The 14,154-nt window shown below is 44.9% G+C and carries 11 protein-coding genes; 8 read left to right on the forward strand and 3 right to left on the reverse strand.

All coding sequences use genetic code 11. The features are described 5' to 3' along the window. Nucleotides 1-67 precede the first annotated feature (67 nt). The 4 genes from C1G53_RS00690 to C1G53_RS00705 all read left to right on the forward strand — a co-directional run bounded on the left by C1G53_RS00690 (nucleotide 68) and on the right by C1G53_RS00705 (nucleotide 5,107). Entirely contained in the window at nucleotides 68-823 is a 756-nt protein-coding gene (locus C1G53_RS00690) for an isoprenyl transferase (RefSeq protein ID WP_105114348.1), read from the forward strand. A 21-nt stretch (nucleotides 824-844) separates the two neighbouring features. Continuing rightward, nucleotides 845-1,639 (forward strand): phosphatidate cytidylyltransferase, encoded by a 795-nt coding sequence (locus C1G53_RS00695; RefSeq protein WP_161941340.1) that lies wholly within the window; start codon nucleotides 845-847, stop codon nucleotides 1,637-1,639. 9 nt (nucleotides 1,640-1,648) lie between these two features. Then, entirely contained in the window at nucleotides 1,649-2,908 is a 1,260-nt protein-coding gene (rseP, locus tag C1G53_RS00700) for an RIP metalloprotease RseP (protein ID WP_105117293.1), read from the forward strand. A gap of 345 nt (nucleotides 2,909-3,253) precedes the next feature. Next, entirely contained in the window at nucleotides 3,254-5,107 is a 1,854-nt protein-coding gene (locus C1G53_RS00705; RefSeq protein WP_105117294.1) for a proline--tRNA ligase, read from the forward strand. A gap of 45 nt (nucleotides 5,108-5,152) precedes the next feature. Here the strand turns inward: C1G53_RS00705 and dhaM are convergent, their stop codons facing one another. Genes dhaM through dhaK form a run of 3 tightly spaced genes read right to left on the reverse strand, consistent with a single transcriptional unit; the run spans nucleotide 5,153 to nucleotide 7,099 of the window. After that, nucleotides 5,153-5,527 (reverse strand): dihydroxyacetone kinase phosphoryl donor subunit DhaM, encoded by a 375-nt coding sequence (dhaM, locus tag C1G53_RS00710; RefSeq protein WP_105117295.1) that lies wholly within the window; start codon nucleotides 5,525-5,527, stop codon nucleotides 5,153-5,155. Further along, complete coding sequence (dhaL, locus tag C1G53_RS00715) at nucleotides 5,524-6,099, reverse strand: dihydroxyacetone kinase subunit DhaL (RefSeq protein ID WP_105117296.1); 576 nt, start codon at nucleotides 6,097-6,099, stop codon at nucleotides 5,524-5,526. Before dhaL ends, dhaM begins: the two co-directional genes overlap by 4 nt. A gap of 10 nt (nucleotides 6,100-6,109) precedes the next feature. Beyond that, nucleotides 6,110-7,099: a dihydroxyacetone kinase subunit DhaK gene (dhaK, locus tag C1G53_RS00720; protein ID WP_105117297.1), complete on the reverse strand. Its 990-nt coding sequence runs from the start codon at nucleotides 7,097-7,099 to the stop codon at nucleotides 6,110-6,112. Between the two features lie 143 nt (nucleotides 7,100-7,242). Here dhaK and dhaS point away from each other — a divergent pair, with 143 nt between their 5' ends. The 4 genes from dhaS to C1G53_RS00740 all read left to right on the forward strand — a co-directional run bounded on the left by dhaS (nucleotide 7,243) and on the right by C1G53_RS00740 (nucleotide 14,057). Continuing rightward, on the forward strand, nucleotides 7,243-7,824 hold the full coding sequence (gene dhaS, locus C1G53_RS00725; protein WP_105117298.1) for a dihydroxyacetone kinase transcriptional activator DhaS: 582 nt from the start codon (nucleotides 7,243-7,245) through the stop codon (nucleotides 7,822-7,824). Further along, entirely contained in the window at nucleotides 7,805-8,794 is a 990-nt protein-coding gene (gene dhaQ, locus C1G53_RS00730; protein WP_105117299.1) for a DhaKLM operon coactivator DhaQ, read from the forward strand. Before dhaS ends, dhaQ begins: the two co-directional genes overlap by 20 nt. Before the next feature lie 116 nt (nucleotides 8,795-8,910). Continuing rightward, nucleotides 8,911-13,302 (forward strand): PolC-type DNA polymerase III, encoded by a 4,392-nt coding sequence (locus C1G53_RS00735; protein WP_105117300.1) that lies wholly within the window; start codon nucleotides 8,911-8,913, stop codon nucleotides 13,300-13,302. Between the two features lie 152 nt (nucleotides 13,303-13,454). After that, nucleotides 13,455-14,057 carry a nitroreductase family protein gene (locus tag C1G53_RS00740; protein WP_105117301.1) on the forward strand — a complete coding sequence of 201 codons (603 nt, stop codon included), beginning with the start codon at nucleotides 13,455-13,457 and terminating at the stop codon, nucleotides 14,055-14,057. Nucleotides 14,058-14,154: the final 97 nt, after the last annotated feature.

Genomic DNA, 14,154 nt, shown 5'->3' on the forward strand with positions numbered 1-14,154 from the left:
ATTATATCCTTATTTTTTGTCAGTATGACGGAGAAAATAGAGTAAATAACATCTTAAGGAAACTACCATGTTCAAATTTCAATTTAAAAAGAAGGAAAGCATTGAAACAGCTATTGAGGTACCCAAGCATATAGCGGTCATCATGGATGGCAATGGTCGCTGGGCCAAGAAGCGGATGCAACCTCGGATTATGGGGCACAAGGCTGGAATGGATGCCCTTCAAAAAGTGACCAAGACGGCATCAGATTTAGGTGTGAAAGTCTTGACGGTCTATGCTTTTTCAACAGAAAATTGGTCCAGACCAGAGAAAGAAGTGAAGTTTATCATGAACTTGCCTGTGGAATTTTATGATAAATATGTGCCAGAACTCCATGCCAATAATGTTAAAATCCAGATGATTGGGGATCATTCTAAGCTTCCAGAGGCTACTTTGAATGCCTTGTACAAGGCAGAGCAAAAAACCAAGAATAATACGGGTTTGATTTTGAATTTTGCCCTGAATTACGGTGGGCGTGATGAGGTGACCCGAGCAATAAAGGCCATTGCACAAGATGTCTTGGATGCCAAGTTTAATCCAGGGGATATTGATGAGAAGCTGATTGCAGACTATCTCTATACTGGAAGTCTATCGCCTGCTCTTCGTGATCCTGATTTGGTTATTCGGACTAGTGGAGAATTGCGCTTGAGTAATTTCTTGCCTTGGCAGACAGCCTATAGTGAGCTGTATTTTACAGATATTGCTTGGCCAGATTTTGATGGAGAAGCACTAAAATTAGCTATTAAAGAATACAACCGTCGCCACAGGCGTTTTGGTGGCGTGTAAGGAGAGGTTATGACAAACGATTTGCAGAAACGAGTGGTATTTGGCGGGATTGCTTTTGTGGTCTTCCTGCCCTTTGTATTGCTTGGGGGAACGGCTTTTCATTTCTTTGTAGGCCTACTAGCGATGATTGCTACGGCTGAATTGCTCAAAATGAAGCAGTTGGCTCCCAATTCAATTGAGGGGGTTCTTGCCATGTTGGCAAGTTTGGTCTTGACCTTGCCTTTGCAGAATTACCTGACTTTTTTACCAACTGACGGCAACTACACAGCTTATGCCATTGTCGTATTCCTTCTTCTCGGAACGACCGTTTTTAATTTGGGAGAGTACAACTACTCGGATGTGGTTTTTCCGATTGCCTCTAGTTTTTATGTAGGGATTGGTTTTCATAATTTGCTGTTGGCACGGACGGATGGCTTGAATAAGGTATTGTTTGCACTTTGTATTGTATGGGCAACGGATATTGGGGCTTATCTGGTTGGTCGCCAATTTGGTCGAAGAAAGTTATTACCAAAAGTATCACCCAATAAGACGGTGGAAGGATTTTTTGGTGGGATTGGCTCCGCTCTCGTCTTGTCGATTATTTTCTTATTGGTTGATAAAAGTCTTCGAGCAGGTTATCCCTTCTTCTTGATGTTGGTATTGGTGGCCATCTTCTCTGCTTTTGTTCAATTTGGTGATTTAGTAGAAAGTGCTATTAAGCGCCACTTTGGTGTTAAGGATTCTGGCAATCTGATTCCAGGTCATGGTGGTATTTTAGACCGCTTTGATGGTATGATCTTTGTCTTTCCTATCATGCACTTCTTTGGACTGTTTTAAGGAGGGACTATGAAGGGAATTTTAGCCTTTATCTTTATATTTGGTGTGATTGTAGTTGTTCATGAATTTGGGCATTTCTACTTTGCCAAAAAATCGGGAATCCTTGTCAGAGAATTTGCCATTGGTATGGGCCCTAAAATCTTTGCTCACATTGGTAAAGATGGGACGGCTTATACTATTCGTATCCTTCCGCTCGGTGGCTATGTTCGTATGGCTGGTTGGGGTGAAGATAAGACGGAAATTAAGACGGGGACGCCAGCTAGCCTGACCTTGAATGCAGATGGGGTTGTTACTCGTATCAATCTTTCTGGAAAACAGCTTGATAATGTTAGCTTACCCATGAATGTGACTAGTTTTGATTTCGAGGAAAAGCTAGAAATCACAGGCTTGGTGTTAGATGAAAGCAAGACCTACAAGGTTGACCACGATGCTACGATTGTAGAGGAGGATGGAACGGAAGTTCGCATTGCTCCGCTGGATGTTCAATACCAGCATGCGACCGTTTGGGGTCGATTGATGACCAACTTTGCTGGTCCTATGAATAACTTTATTTTGGGTACTTTCATTTTCATCATGCTGATCTTTGCTCAGGGTGGGGTTGCTGACCCAACGACTAATGCGATTCGTGTGACAGATGGAGGGGCTTTACAGGCTGCAGGCATCGTTACGGGTGATAAGATCTTGTCTATCAATGGTCAAGCAACGGATACTTATACGGAAATTGCTAGCGCTATTAGTCAATCCGCAGCGGAAGCGACTACAGCTCCAAGTTTTGATTTGGTCGTAGAGCATAAAGGAACTGAAAAATCGCTCACGGTTACGGCTGAAAAGGTTGAGGATAGTTACCGAATTGGCGTTTCCCCCATTTTAAAAACAGGTTTCTTTGACATGATTGTTGGAGGTTTCCAGCGAGCAGGAGAAACAGCCCTTATCGTTGTAACAGCCTTGAAGAATTTGATTGCCAACTTTGATGTCAAGCAGTTGGGCGGACCAGTTGCCATTTATTCTGTCAGCAATCAAGCTGCCGCAAATGGCTGGTTCTCAGTCTTTAATCTGATGGCTATGTTGTCGATCAATATCGGTATTTTCAACCTTATCCCAATACCAGCTTTGGATGGTGGTAAGATTGTCATGAACATTTTAGAAGGCATTCGCAGAAAGCCGCTTAAACCAGAAACAGAATCCTATATCACTCTAGCAGGAGTTGCCATTATGGTTGTTCTCATGCTAGTCGTGACCTGGAATGACATTATGCGTGTCTTCTTCTAAATAAAAACTACGAAAGGAATTGAACACGGGCTGAAACCGTGTCTTCCTGACAAACAAATGATGAAAGGAACTGAATGCGTGCTAAACGCAGGATGTTCTGAAAAATACGAAAGGAACTGAACACGGGCTGAAACCTGTGTCTTCCTGACAAACAAATGATGAAAGGAACTGAATGCGTGTTAAACGCAGGATGTTCTGAAAAACACGAATAAGAAAGGAACAGAGAGTTTTCAGATTTGAACTCGAGCGAAAAGCTCGGAATTTAGATAAACGACTTCTGAAATCAGGATTTCAGGTCGTTTCCTAAAATTCGGTCGCTTTTTGATCGCTCTCTGTATCATAAACATGAAACAGTCTAAAATGATTATCCCTACTTTGCGGGAGATGCCTTCGGATGCGTCGGTGATTAGCCACGCCTTGATGTTGCGTGCGGGTTATGTCCGTCAGATTTCTGCTGGTATTTACAGCTACTTGCCATTGGCTAATCGTGTGATTGAAAAAGCAAAAAATATCATGCGGGAGGAGTTTGATAAGATTGATGCTATTGAATTTTTGGCACCAGCTCTCTTGTCAGCGGACATTTGGCGTGAGTCTGGCCGTTATGAAACCTACGGTGATGACCTCTACAAGCTCAAAAACCGTGAGGGTTCGGACTTTATCTTGGGACCAACCCACGAAGAAACGGTGACACTATTGGCGCGTGATGCGGTGCAATCTTACAAGCAGTTGCCACTCAACATTTACCAAATCCAGCCAAAATACCGTGATGAAAAACGTCCTCGTAATGGTCTTCTCCGTGGTCGTGAGTTTATCATGAAAGACGGTTACAGCTTCCACGCTAGCTATGAGAGCTTAGACCAGACCTACGATGACTATAAGGCAGCTTACGAGGCTATTTTCACTCGTGCAGGACTTGAGTTCAAGGCTATCATCGGTGACGGTGGTGCCATGGGTGGTAAGGATAGCCAGGAATTTATGGCTATTACACCGGACCGTACTGATCTGGACCGTTGGGTTGTCTTGGACAAGTCGGTTGCTTCTTTTGAGGAAATCCCAGAGGATGTTCTTGAAGCAATCAAGGCAGAACTTTTGGCTTGGTCTGTGTCTGGTGAGGACACCATCGCCTACTCTAGCGAGTCTGGTTACGCTGCCAACCTAGAAATGGCAACTAGCGAATACAAACCAAGTACAGCTGTCGTGGTTGAAGAAGACTTGGTTAAAGTTGCTACACCAGATGTCAAAACAATTGACGAGGTTGCTGCCTTCTTGAACGTTGCTGAAGAGCAAACCATCAAAACCATGCTCTTTATGGCAGATGGCGAGCCTGTTGTTGCCCTCCTTGTTGGCAATGACCAGGTGAACGATGTCAAGTTGAAAAACTACCTTGGAGCTGATTTCTTTGATGCAGCAGGTCCAGCGGATGCTGAAAAAATCTTCGGTGCAGGTTTTGGTTCTCTTGGACCAGTCGGCTTGCCAGAAAACATCAAGATTATTGCAGACCGTAAGGTGCAAGATGTGAAAAATGCTGTAGTCGGTGCCAACGAAGATGGTTTCCACTACACAGGTGCCAATGCAGGACGTGATTTCCAAGTGACTGAGTATGTGGACATTCGTGAGGTCAAGGAAGGCGAGCCTTCTCCAGATGGACACGGTGTTCTCAACTTTGCTCGCGGTATCGAGATTGGTCATATTTTCAAGCTTGGTACCCGTTATTCAGATAGCATGAATGCCAACATCTTGGATGAGAATGGTCGTTCTATGCCGATTATCATGGGATGTTACGGAATTGGTGTTAGCCGCCTTTTGTCAGCTGTTCTTGAGCAACACGCTCGCCTCTTTGTCAACAAGACACCAAAAGGCGAATACCGTTACGCTTGGGGAATCAACTTCCCTAAAGAATTGGCTCCGTTTGATGTTCATCTAATCCCAGTCAACGTAAAAGACGAAGAAGCTATGGCCTTGACCCAGTCCATCGAAGCCAGCTTGGTTGGCGCAGGCTACGAAGTCTTGACAGATGATCGTAATGAGCGTGTCGGTGTGAAATTCTCTGACAGTGACTTGATTGGTTTGCCAATCCGTGTGACAGTTGGTAAGAAAGCTGCTGACGGCATTGTTGAAGTGAAAATCAAGGGAACAGGTGATACGGTTGAAGTCCACGTGGATCAACTGCTTGAAACCTTACAAATTTTGAATAAGTAATAAGAAAAAGCCGAAGTTTATAAAAACTCGGCTTTTAATATGGATTTATTTTTTGATTTCAAGCTCCTGTAATTGGTCAAGGATGGTGTTTAAATCTGCTCCTGCCTGTAAGAGGGCAGCAGCTGTGTAGCATCCTTCTACAACTGGCACAGTTTGGATAAGGACTTGCTTATCAGAAAAATCGGCAGCCAGTTCAATGTTCATCCTAGCACTCCCAAGATCAAAGAAGGCAAGGACTGTACTTGCTGGATTTGTTTCAATCCTGTCTTGTACAATTTCAAAGCTAGTTCCGATACTGCCATCCTCCAATCCTCCACAGTAGGTAATCGGAATATCTTTTGCGACTTCGGATACTAGGTCAATAATACCTTGAGCCAGATTTTTGGAATGGGATACGAGTAAGATACCAACCTTTGTCATAGTCCTGCCTCCAACATGGCTTCAAAGAGAAGTCCAGATGAGAAAGAGCCTGGATCAATGTGTCCAATAGACCTTTCCCCAACATAGGACGCGCGTCCCTTGGTTGCAGCAATATCCTTTGTCCCTTGAACGGCTTTATGGATAATTTCCGTTGTCAGCTGGTTTTCTCTTAGGGCAGCAATGACAGGGACCCAAACATCCACCATGGTTTTTTCACCTAATTCGGCCTTGCCACGTTTTTGAATCATATCCAAACCTGCTTGTAGCACATCTGCCAAATCAGTATCAGTCTGGCTAGCCTTGGAAATTCCCATAAAAGCAGAGCCATAGAGAGGACCTGAAGCCCCACCAACCTTACTGAGAAGCTGCATGGCAACCACTTTGAAAACCTGGTCAGCACTATCGTAGTCTTTGTCAGATAGCTCCTGCATGACAGCCGCCATACCTCGAGCCATGTTTCCGCCATGATCTCCATCGCCAATCGGTGAATCGAGTTGGCTCAAATAATCCTTATTCGTTTGAATTTTTTCGTTGAATTTCTCCATCCATGTCAATGCTGTTTTTGCATCCATAAGCGTTCTCCTACCAAGCGACAACTTCAACAGGAGCCTGTAAAGCGTCTATCCAGCTTGGATCTTCTAGTTTAATCAAAGTCAGTGACAGTCCAGCCATATCAATGGATGTCATATAGTTACCGATTTTCTTGTAATCGACAAGAACCCCTTTTTTAGCTAGTAATTGCGCAACGTCGTTGGCAAAAACATATTGCTCCATGAGAGGAGTTGCTCCAAGACCATTGATAAGGACACCGTAGTGTTCACCATCTTGAATGTCAAAGCCCTCTGCCAATTTCTCAACCAATTCTTCAGCCAATTTTGCAGATGGTTGTAGTTTTTCTTTCTTATAGCCAGGTTCGCCATGGATACCAACGCCATACTCAAATTCATCTTCTTCAAGGACGAAGCCTGGTTTGCCCACTTCTGGAACAGTAGCGCCTGAAAGCGCAAGACCGATAGTCTTGATTTGTGGAACGAGGCGGTCAGCTAATTCTTTAATCTCAGCAAGCGATTTACCAGTTTCAGCAGCATGACCGAGAATCTTGTGGACAAGGATGGTACCTGCTACGCCACGACGGCCTTGGGTATAGAGGCTATTTTCCACAGCGATGTCATCGTCCACAACGACACTAGCCACTTCGATTCCTTCCATTTCAGCCAACTCTTGTGCCATTTCAAAGTTCATGATGTCGCCAGAGTAGTTTTTGATGACCATGAAGACTCCAGCGCCTTCATCAGCTGCCTTAATGGCTTCTAAGATCTGGTCTGGTGTTGGTGAGGTAAATACTGCGCCACATACAGCAGCGGACAACATGCCCTTGCCGACAAAGCCTGCATGAGAAGGTTCGTGACCAGAACCACCTCCTGAGATGATGCCGACTTTGCCAGTCTTTTCTGCCTTGCGAACAATGACTTCAAAACCGTCAATACGCTCAATCACATCTTGGTGCATAAAGACAAGGCCTTTCAACATTTCGTCAACGACATGTTCAGGTTGGTTAATGATTTTTTTCATGAGATAGACTCCTTTGTTTTTTATACTGTTATTATATTTTTAAATAATTGAAAAAGGAAGGGACAAATTCTAAAATGTGTCCCTTTTGTTTCTATCAAAAGCATGATAGGGTATAATGGAGAGGAAGCGAAAGGAAGTGACATATGCCAACCTCGTTGATTACCAAGAAAAGAATCGCCAAGGCCTTTAAAAGGCAATTATCGCTAAAATCTTTTGACAAGCTTTCTGTTGTCGATATCATGCAGGAAGCAGGTATCCGTCGTCAAACCTTTTACAATCATTTTTTGGACAAGTATGAGCTACTGGATTGGATTTTTGAAACAGAATTGCAGGAGCAGGTGACAGACAATCTGACCTATATCAGTGGGGTGAAGCTCTTAGATGAACTGCTCTATTACATTGATTGTAACCAGGTATTTTACAAACACTTGTTTGAAATTGAGGGACAAAATGACTTTGTGACCTATCTGGAAGGCTATTTTAGGGTTCTGATGGAAAAATTACTGGCGGAATATCAGTCCAAAGAAGGTCGCTATTTTACAAGGCAGGAACAGGAGTTTTTAGTGACCTACCATTCGAGCGCTTGGATTGGTCTGATTAAGAAGGGGCTAGCTCAATCCCCTTGTGCTATTCATAGTATGTATGGCCAAATTATCACCTTACTAGAGCAGTCATTTTCTAATCACAATTCGAGGGAGAAGAGGGATGGTATTTATAAAAAATAGACAGGATAATGTGATTGCGGATTACATTGAAGGATTCTATCGGACAAATCAGCATGTAAAGAAACTTGAACATCAACCTATTCTAGTTCAAAAAGAACAGGATAGTCAGCTGGTTCCCATCATCTCAGGCGGTGGTTCTGGGCATGAACCGGCCCATGTTGGTTTCGTCGGCAAAGGAATGCTGACTGCAGCAGTCTATGGAGAGATTTTTACTCCACCAACTGCCGAAGAAGTCTTGGCAGCCATTCGTGCTGTTCATAAGGGTAAGGGAGTTTTTCTGATTGTAAAAAACTTTGAGGCAGATTTAGAAACCTTTGGTCAAGCCATCGCGGAAGCGAGAAAAGAAGGTATAGCTGTGAAATATATTGTATCCCATGACGATATCTCAGTCGATACCAAGGATAATTTCCGCATGCGCCACCGTGGGCTGGCGGGGACTATTCTTCTGCATAAGGTTCTTGGGGCTGCAGCTCTCTCTGGCTACAATTTAGATCAATTGGAACAACTGGGACTTTCTCTAGCAACAGAGATAGCGACCATTGGTTTTGCGACCAAGTCAGCCTGCTTGCCAGATGTCAGCCAGCCTTTATTTGATTTGGCGGATGGAGAAATTTCCTATGGAATCGGCATTCATGGAGAGGAAGGTTATCGCACCGTAACCTACGAATCTTCGGAGCAATTAGCTAATGAAATTGTCAATAAGCTAAAACTGAAATTCCGTTGGAAGGAGGGGGAGGAGTATGTCCTCTTGGTCAACAATCTAGGGAACCTGTCTGAGTTGGAGCAAGGCATCTTTCTCAATGATTTGTACCAGTTCTTGGAATTAGAAGGCTTGAAACTACCCTATATTAAAACAGGTAAGTTTATGACCAGTTTAGATATGGAAGGTATATCTGTCACCCTTTGTCGTGTCAAGGATCCAGTCTGGCTAGACTTCTTGCAGGCTCCGACAGAAGCTGCGGCTTGGTAAGTTAAGTATCAAATGATGAACCTCTTTTGGAATGCCGAAGAGGTTTTTTCTCTCTCCCAAGAAAATTTCCTCCATTTATGGTAAAATGTTTCTAACGAACTACAAAGGAAATGGTCATGTCAGATAAGTTTCAGCTCTTGCTTCAACAAATCGGGATGCCTCTTGATGCACAGCAATCAGGGGCTTTTTCGACTGCAACGATTGAGAAAGTGGTCTTGCACAAGGTCAGCAAACTCTGGGAATTTACCTTCCGCTTTGAAAAGCCCTTGCCTCTGATGGACTATCAACTCTTCAAGGCTCGTTTGGCGACAGAGTTTGAAAAGGTGGGAAATAAGATTCAATTTTCTATCGTCAGTGATGCGGAAAGTTTTGAAGCGGGCTTAGTAGAGGCCTATTATCCAGAGGCTTTTACAGAAGATTTGTGTCAGAGTGCAGGTTTCAAGGCTCTGTTTCAATCTTTGGAGGTTGTTTATCGGGAGAATACTCTGTGGATAAAGGGGCCTGAAACTATTGATACCGTTCATTTTCGGAAAAATCACCTGCCAAACCTTGTGGAACAATACAAGCGATTTGGTTTTGCCAATCTTGCGGTGGATATTGAAGTTTGTCAAGAGATGACGCAGCAGCAGGCTGCGGTCTTCCATGCGCAGAATGAAGAAATTTACCAGCAGGCCAATGAGGAAAATCTGGCGGCCCTTGAACAACTGGCTCAAATGGCTCCACCACCAGAGGCAGCTCAGCCATTTGTCCCAGAATATAAGAAAAATCGTCCTGCCAAGGTCAATATTGAAAAGGCTGAGATTACGCCTATGATTGAGGTGGATAGCGAGGAGAATCGGATTGTCTTTGAGGGTCTGGTCTTCGAGGTCGAGCAGAAGACGACTAAGACGGGGCGGGTCATTATCAACTTTAAGATGACTGACTATACTTCGTCCTTTACCTTGCAGAAGTGGGCTAAGAATGAGGAAGAAGCCCAGAAGTTTGATATGGTCAAAAAGGGCAACTGGCTGCGGGTGCGTGGAAATGTGGAAACCAATAATTTCACCCGTGATTTGACTATGAATGTCCAGGAGGTCCAGGAGGTCAAGAAGGAAATCCGTAAGGACCTTATGCCTGAGGGGGAGAAGCGGGTCGAGTTTCATGCCCATACAAACATGTCTACCATGGATGCCCTGCCTGCCGTTGAAGACTTGGTGGCGCGTGCTGCGGCTTGGGGACACAAGGCGGTGGCCATTACCGACCACGGAAATGTTCAATCCTTCCCCCATGGCTACCATGCTGCTCGTAAGGCTGGGATTAAGCCCCTCTTTGGTATGGAAGCCAATATCGTTGAGGACTCGGTTCCCATTGTCTACAATGAAGCGGATATGGTTCTATCTGACGCGACCTATGTGGTCTTTGACGTGGAAACGACTGGTCTTTCTGCTGTCAACAATGCCCTAATTCAGATTGCGGCCTCTAAGATGCACAAGGGCAATATCATTGCGGAGTTTGATGAGTTTATCGATCCAGGTCATCCTCTGAGTCAGTTTACGACCGAGTTGACGGGGATTACAGATGAGCATGTGCGTGGCTCCAAGCCCTTGGAGCAAGTTTTGCGCGAGTTTCAGGACTTCTGTCAGGATTCCATTATGGTTGCCCACAACGCGACCTTTGACGTTGGTTTCATGAATGTTAACTATGAACGAGCTGGCTTGCCAATCATCAGCCAACCGGTCATCGATACGCTAGAATTTGCCCGAAACCTTTATCCAGACTACAAGCGGCACGGTTTGGCAGCCTTGACCAAGCGATTTGGTGTTGCTCTTGAGCATCACCACATGGCCAATTATGATGCGGAGGCCACTGGTCGCCTGCTCTTTATCTTCCTAAAAGAAGCCTTGGAGAAACACAATCTGATCAATCTCAACCAGCTCAATACAGAATTGGTGGCGGAGGATTCTTATAAGAAGGCCCGCGTCAAACACGCTACGCTCTATGTGGTCAATCAGGTTGGTTTAAAAAATATCTTCAAACTGGTTTCCTTGTCCAATACCAAGTATTTTGAGGGAGTTCCTCGCATTCCCAGAACGGTTCTGGATGCCCACCGAGAAGGCTTGATACTAGGAACAGCCTGTCAAGAGGGCGAGGTTTTTGATGACTTGCTTTCTAAGGGAATGGATGATGCGGTTAAGACAGCGGGCTATTATGATTTTATCGAGGTCATGCCTCCAGCTCTCTACGCTCCTATGATTGCCAAGGAGCAATTCAAGGACATGGCAGAGATTGAAGAAACCATCAAGCAGTTGATTGAGGTAGGACGTAGGGCAGGTCTGCCTGTTCTGGCGACTGGAAATGTCCACTACATTGACCCCGAAGAGGAAATCTATCGGGAAATTATTGTTCGGGCCCTCGGTCAAGGGGCACCGATTAACTGGACTATCGGAAATGGTGAGAATGCCCAGCCAGCACCCCTGCCAAAAGCCCACTTTAGAACAACTAGCGAGATGTTGGACGAGTTTGCATTCTTGGGTGAAAGTCTAGCCCGTGAGATTGTCATTACCAATCCAAATGCTATGCTGGACCGGTTTGAAGATGTCCAGGTGGTTAAGACCGACCTCTATACACCATATATCGAAAAGGCCGAGGAAACGGTTGCGGAATTGACCTATCAAAAAGCCTTTGAAATTTATGGCAATCCTCTTCCAGATATTATTGACCTGCGGATTGAAAAGGAACTGACATCCATTCTGGGTAATGGTTTCGCCGTGATTTACCTGGCATCGCAGATGTTGGTGCAACGGTCAAATGAACGAGGGTATCTGGTTGGTTCACGGGGGTCTGTCGGCTCCAGTTTCGTTGCGACCATGATTGGGATTACCGAAGTAAACCCTATGCCTCCTCACTATGTCTGTCCAAATTGTCAACACAGTGAATTTATCACAGATGGTTCCTATGGTTCAGGTTTTGACCTGCCAGATAAGGACTGTGAAGAATGCGGCACCAAGTATAAAAAAGATGGACAGGACATTCCTTTCGAGACTTTCCTTGGTTTCGATGGAGACAAGGTTCCCGATATTGACTTGAACTTCTCAGGGGATGACCAACCCTCTGCCCACTTGGATGTACGGGATATTTTCGGCGAAGAAAATGCCTTCCGTGCAGGAACGGTAGGTACGGTAGCTGCTAAGACGGCCTATGGTTTTGTTCGAGGCTATGAGCGGGATTATGGCAAATTCTACCGTGATGTAGAGGTGGAACGTTTGGCTGCTGGTGCGGCTGGGGTCAAACGAACGACAGGTCAGCACCCAGGAGGAATTATCGTATTCCCTGACTACATGGATGTCTATGACTTTACGCCTGTCCAATATCCTGCCGATGATGTGACGGCCAACTGGCAGACCACCCACTTTAACTTCCACGATATTGATGAAAACGTCTTGAAGCTCGATGTCCTGGGACACGATGATCCGACCATGGTTCGCAAGCTGCAGGACTTGTCGGGCATTGATCCGCAGACCATTCCTGCTGATGACAAGGGAGTGATGGCCCTTTTCTCAGGTACGGAAATTTTGGGAGTTACCCCAGAGCAGATTGGGACACCGACAGGTATGCTAGGCATTCCTGAATTTGGAACCAACTTTGTTCGGGGAATGGTGGAGGAAACCAAGCCGACCACCTTTGCGGAACTCCTGCAGCTGTCTGGTCTATCCCATGGTACAGACGTATGGTTGGGCAATGCCCAGGACTTGATTAAGGCAGGAATTGCCGACCTATCCACTGTTATCGGTTGTCGGGATGACATCATGGTTTATCTCATGCACGCAGGTCTACCACCTAAGATGGCCTTTAATATCATGGAGCGGGTGCGGAAGGGCATGTGGCTCAAGATTTCTGAGGAAGAGCGAAACAGCTATATCCAACATATGAAGGATAATAAGGTGCCAGACTGGTACATCGAATCCTGTGGAAAGATCAAGTACATGTTCCCCAAAGCCCACGCGGCTGCCTACGTTATGATGGCCCTGCGGGTTGCTTACTTCAAGGTTCACTATCCAATCTACTACTATTGTGCTTACTTCTCTATTCGTGCCAAGGCCTTTGATTTGGCGACCATGTCAGGTGGCTTGGAACGAGTCAAGGCCAAGATGGAAGAGATTGCTCTCAAGAAGAAAAACAATGAGGCCTCAAACGTTGAGCAGGATCTCTATACCACACTTGAATTGGTCAATGAAATGCTGGAACGTGGCTTCAAGTTTGGCAAGTTGGACCTTTACAAGTCCCATGCGACGGACTTCTTGATTGAAGACGACACCCTCATCCCACCATTTGTCGCTATGGATGGTCTGGGAGAGAACGTTGCCAAGCAGCTTGTAACGGCGCGTGCTGAAGGAGAATTTCTCTCCAAGACAGAACTCCGTAAGCGAGGCGGTCTATCCAGTACCCTTGTTGAAAAAATGGATGAGATGGGCATCCTTGGTAAACTACCAGAGGATAACCAGTTGAGCTTATTTGATGATTTGTTTTAATAAGGAAGGTCACTGTTTCTCGTTATTTTGAGAGACAGTGATTTTTTACAAAAAAGAAGTCAAAACTCTTGATTATTTTTTTGAATAGGTTTATAATCTCTACATAGTGATAAAAGTTACTAGATAGTAATAAAAAGAAAAGAGGAAACTATATGTCAAATTTTGCAAAACTTCAAGAAACTCGCCGTTCAATCTACGCACTTGGTAAAGACTTGCCAGTATCAAATGAAGAAGTGGTCGCACTTGTTGAGAAAGCCATGAAAGAATCTCCATCAGCTTTCAACTCACAATCTAGCCGTGCAGTGGTACTTTTTGGTGCGGAGTCAGAAGATTTCTGGAACGAAATTGCCTACAGCGAATTGGAAAAAGTAACGCCTGCAGAAGCTTTTGAAGCTACAAAAGGTCGCTTAGCTGGCTTTGCAGCTGGTGCTGGTACGATCTTGTTCTTCGAGGACCAAGATGTGGTCAAAGGCTTGCAAGAGAGCTTCCCACTTTACGCTGAAAACTTCCCAATCTGGTCTGAACAAGCTCACGGTATCAACTTGTACGCAGTATGGTTGGCTTTTGCTGAGAAAAACATCGGCATGAACGTACAACACTACAACCCATTGGTGGACGCTCAAGTAGCTGAAAAATACGGCATTCCAGCTAACTGGAAACTCCGTGCCCAAGCACCATTCGGTAGCATTGCAGCTCCGGCAGCAGACAAAGACTATATGGCGGATGGGGACCGTGTAAAGGTTTTTGGTAACTAATACTCTGCGAAAATTGAAGTCAGACGTTGTTGACTTGATGTGATGAACTTAAGTTCTATCTACATCTGTGTCGCCTAGTCTGACTTCAATTTTCATT

The organism is Streptococcus suis (assembly GCF_002960445.1).
In the GTDB taxonomy this organism is placed as follows: domain Bacteria; phylum Bacillota; class Bacilli; order Lactobacillales; family Streptococcaceae; genus Streptococcus; species Streptococcus hyiners.

Excerpts from the sequence above, each read along its gene's own strand:
- dhaM (WP_105117295.1), bottom strand. The coding sequence starts at position 5,527 with ATGACAAAGGTTGGTATCTTACTCGTATCCCATTCCAAAAATCTGGCT.
- C1G53_RS00705 (WP_105117294.1), top strand. The coding sequence starts at position 3,254 with ATGAAACAGTCTAAAATGATTATCCCTACTTTGCGGGAGATGCCTTCG.
- dhaL (WP_105117296.1), bottom strand. The coding sequence starts at position 6,099 with ATGGATGCAAAAACAGCATTGACATGGATGGAGAAATTCAACGAAAAA.
- dhaS (WP_105117298.1), top strand. The coding sequence starts at position 7,243 with ATGCCAACCTCGTTGATTACCAAGAAAAGAATCGCCAAGGCCTTTAAA.
- C1G53_RS00735 (WP_105117300.1), top strand. The coding sequence starts at position 8,911 with ATGTCAGATAAGTTTCAGCTCTTGCTTCAACAAATCGGGATGCCTCTT.
- dhaQ (WP_105117299.1), top strand. The coding sequence starts at position 7,805 with ATGGTATTTATAAAAAATAGACAGGATAATGTGATTGCGGATTACATT.
- rseP (WP_105117293.1), top strand. The coding sequence starts at position 1,649 with ATGAAGGGAATTTTAGCCTTTATCTTTATATTTGGTGTGATTGTAGTT.
- dhaK (WP_105117297.1), bottom strand. The coding sequence starts at position 7,099 with ATGAAAAAAATCATTAACCAACCTGAACATGTCGTTGACGAAATGTTG.
- C1G53_RS00690 (WP_105114348.1), top strand. The coding sequence starts at position 68 with ATGTTCAAATTTCAATTTAAAAAGAAGGAAAGCATTGAAACAGCTATT.
- C1G53_RS00740 (WP_105117301.1), top strand. The coding sequence starts at position 13,455 with ATGTCAAATTTTGCAAAACTTCAAGAAACTCGCCGTTCAATCTACGCA.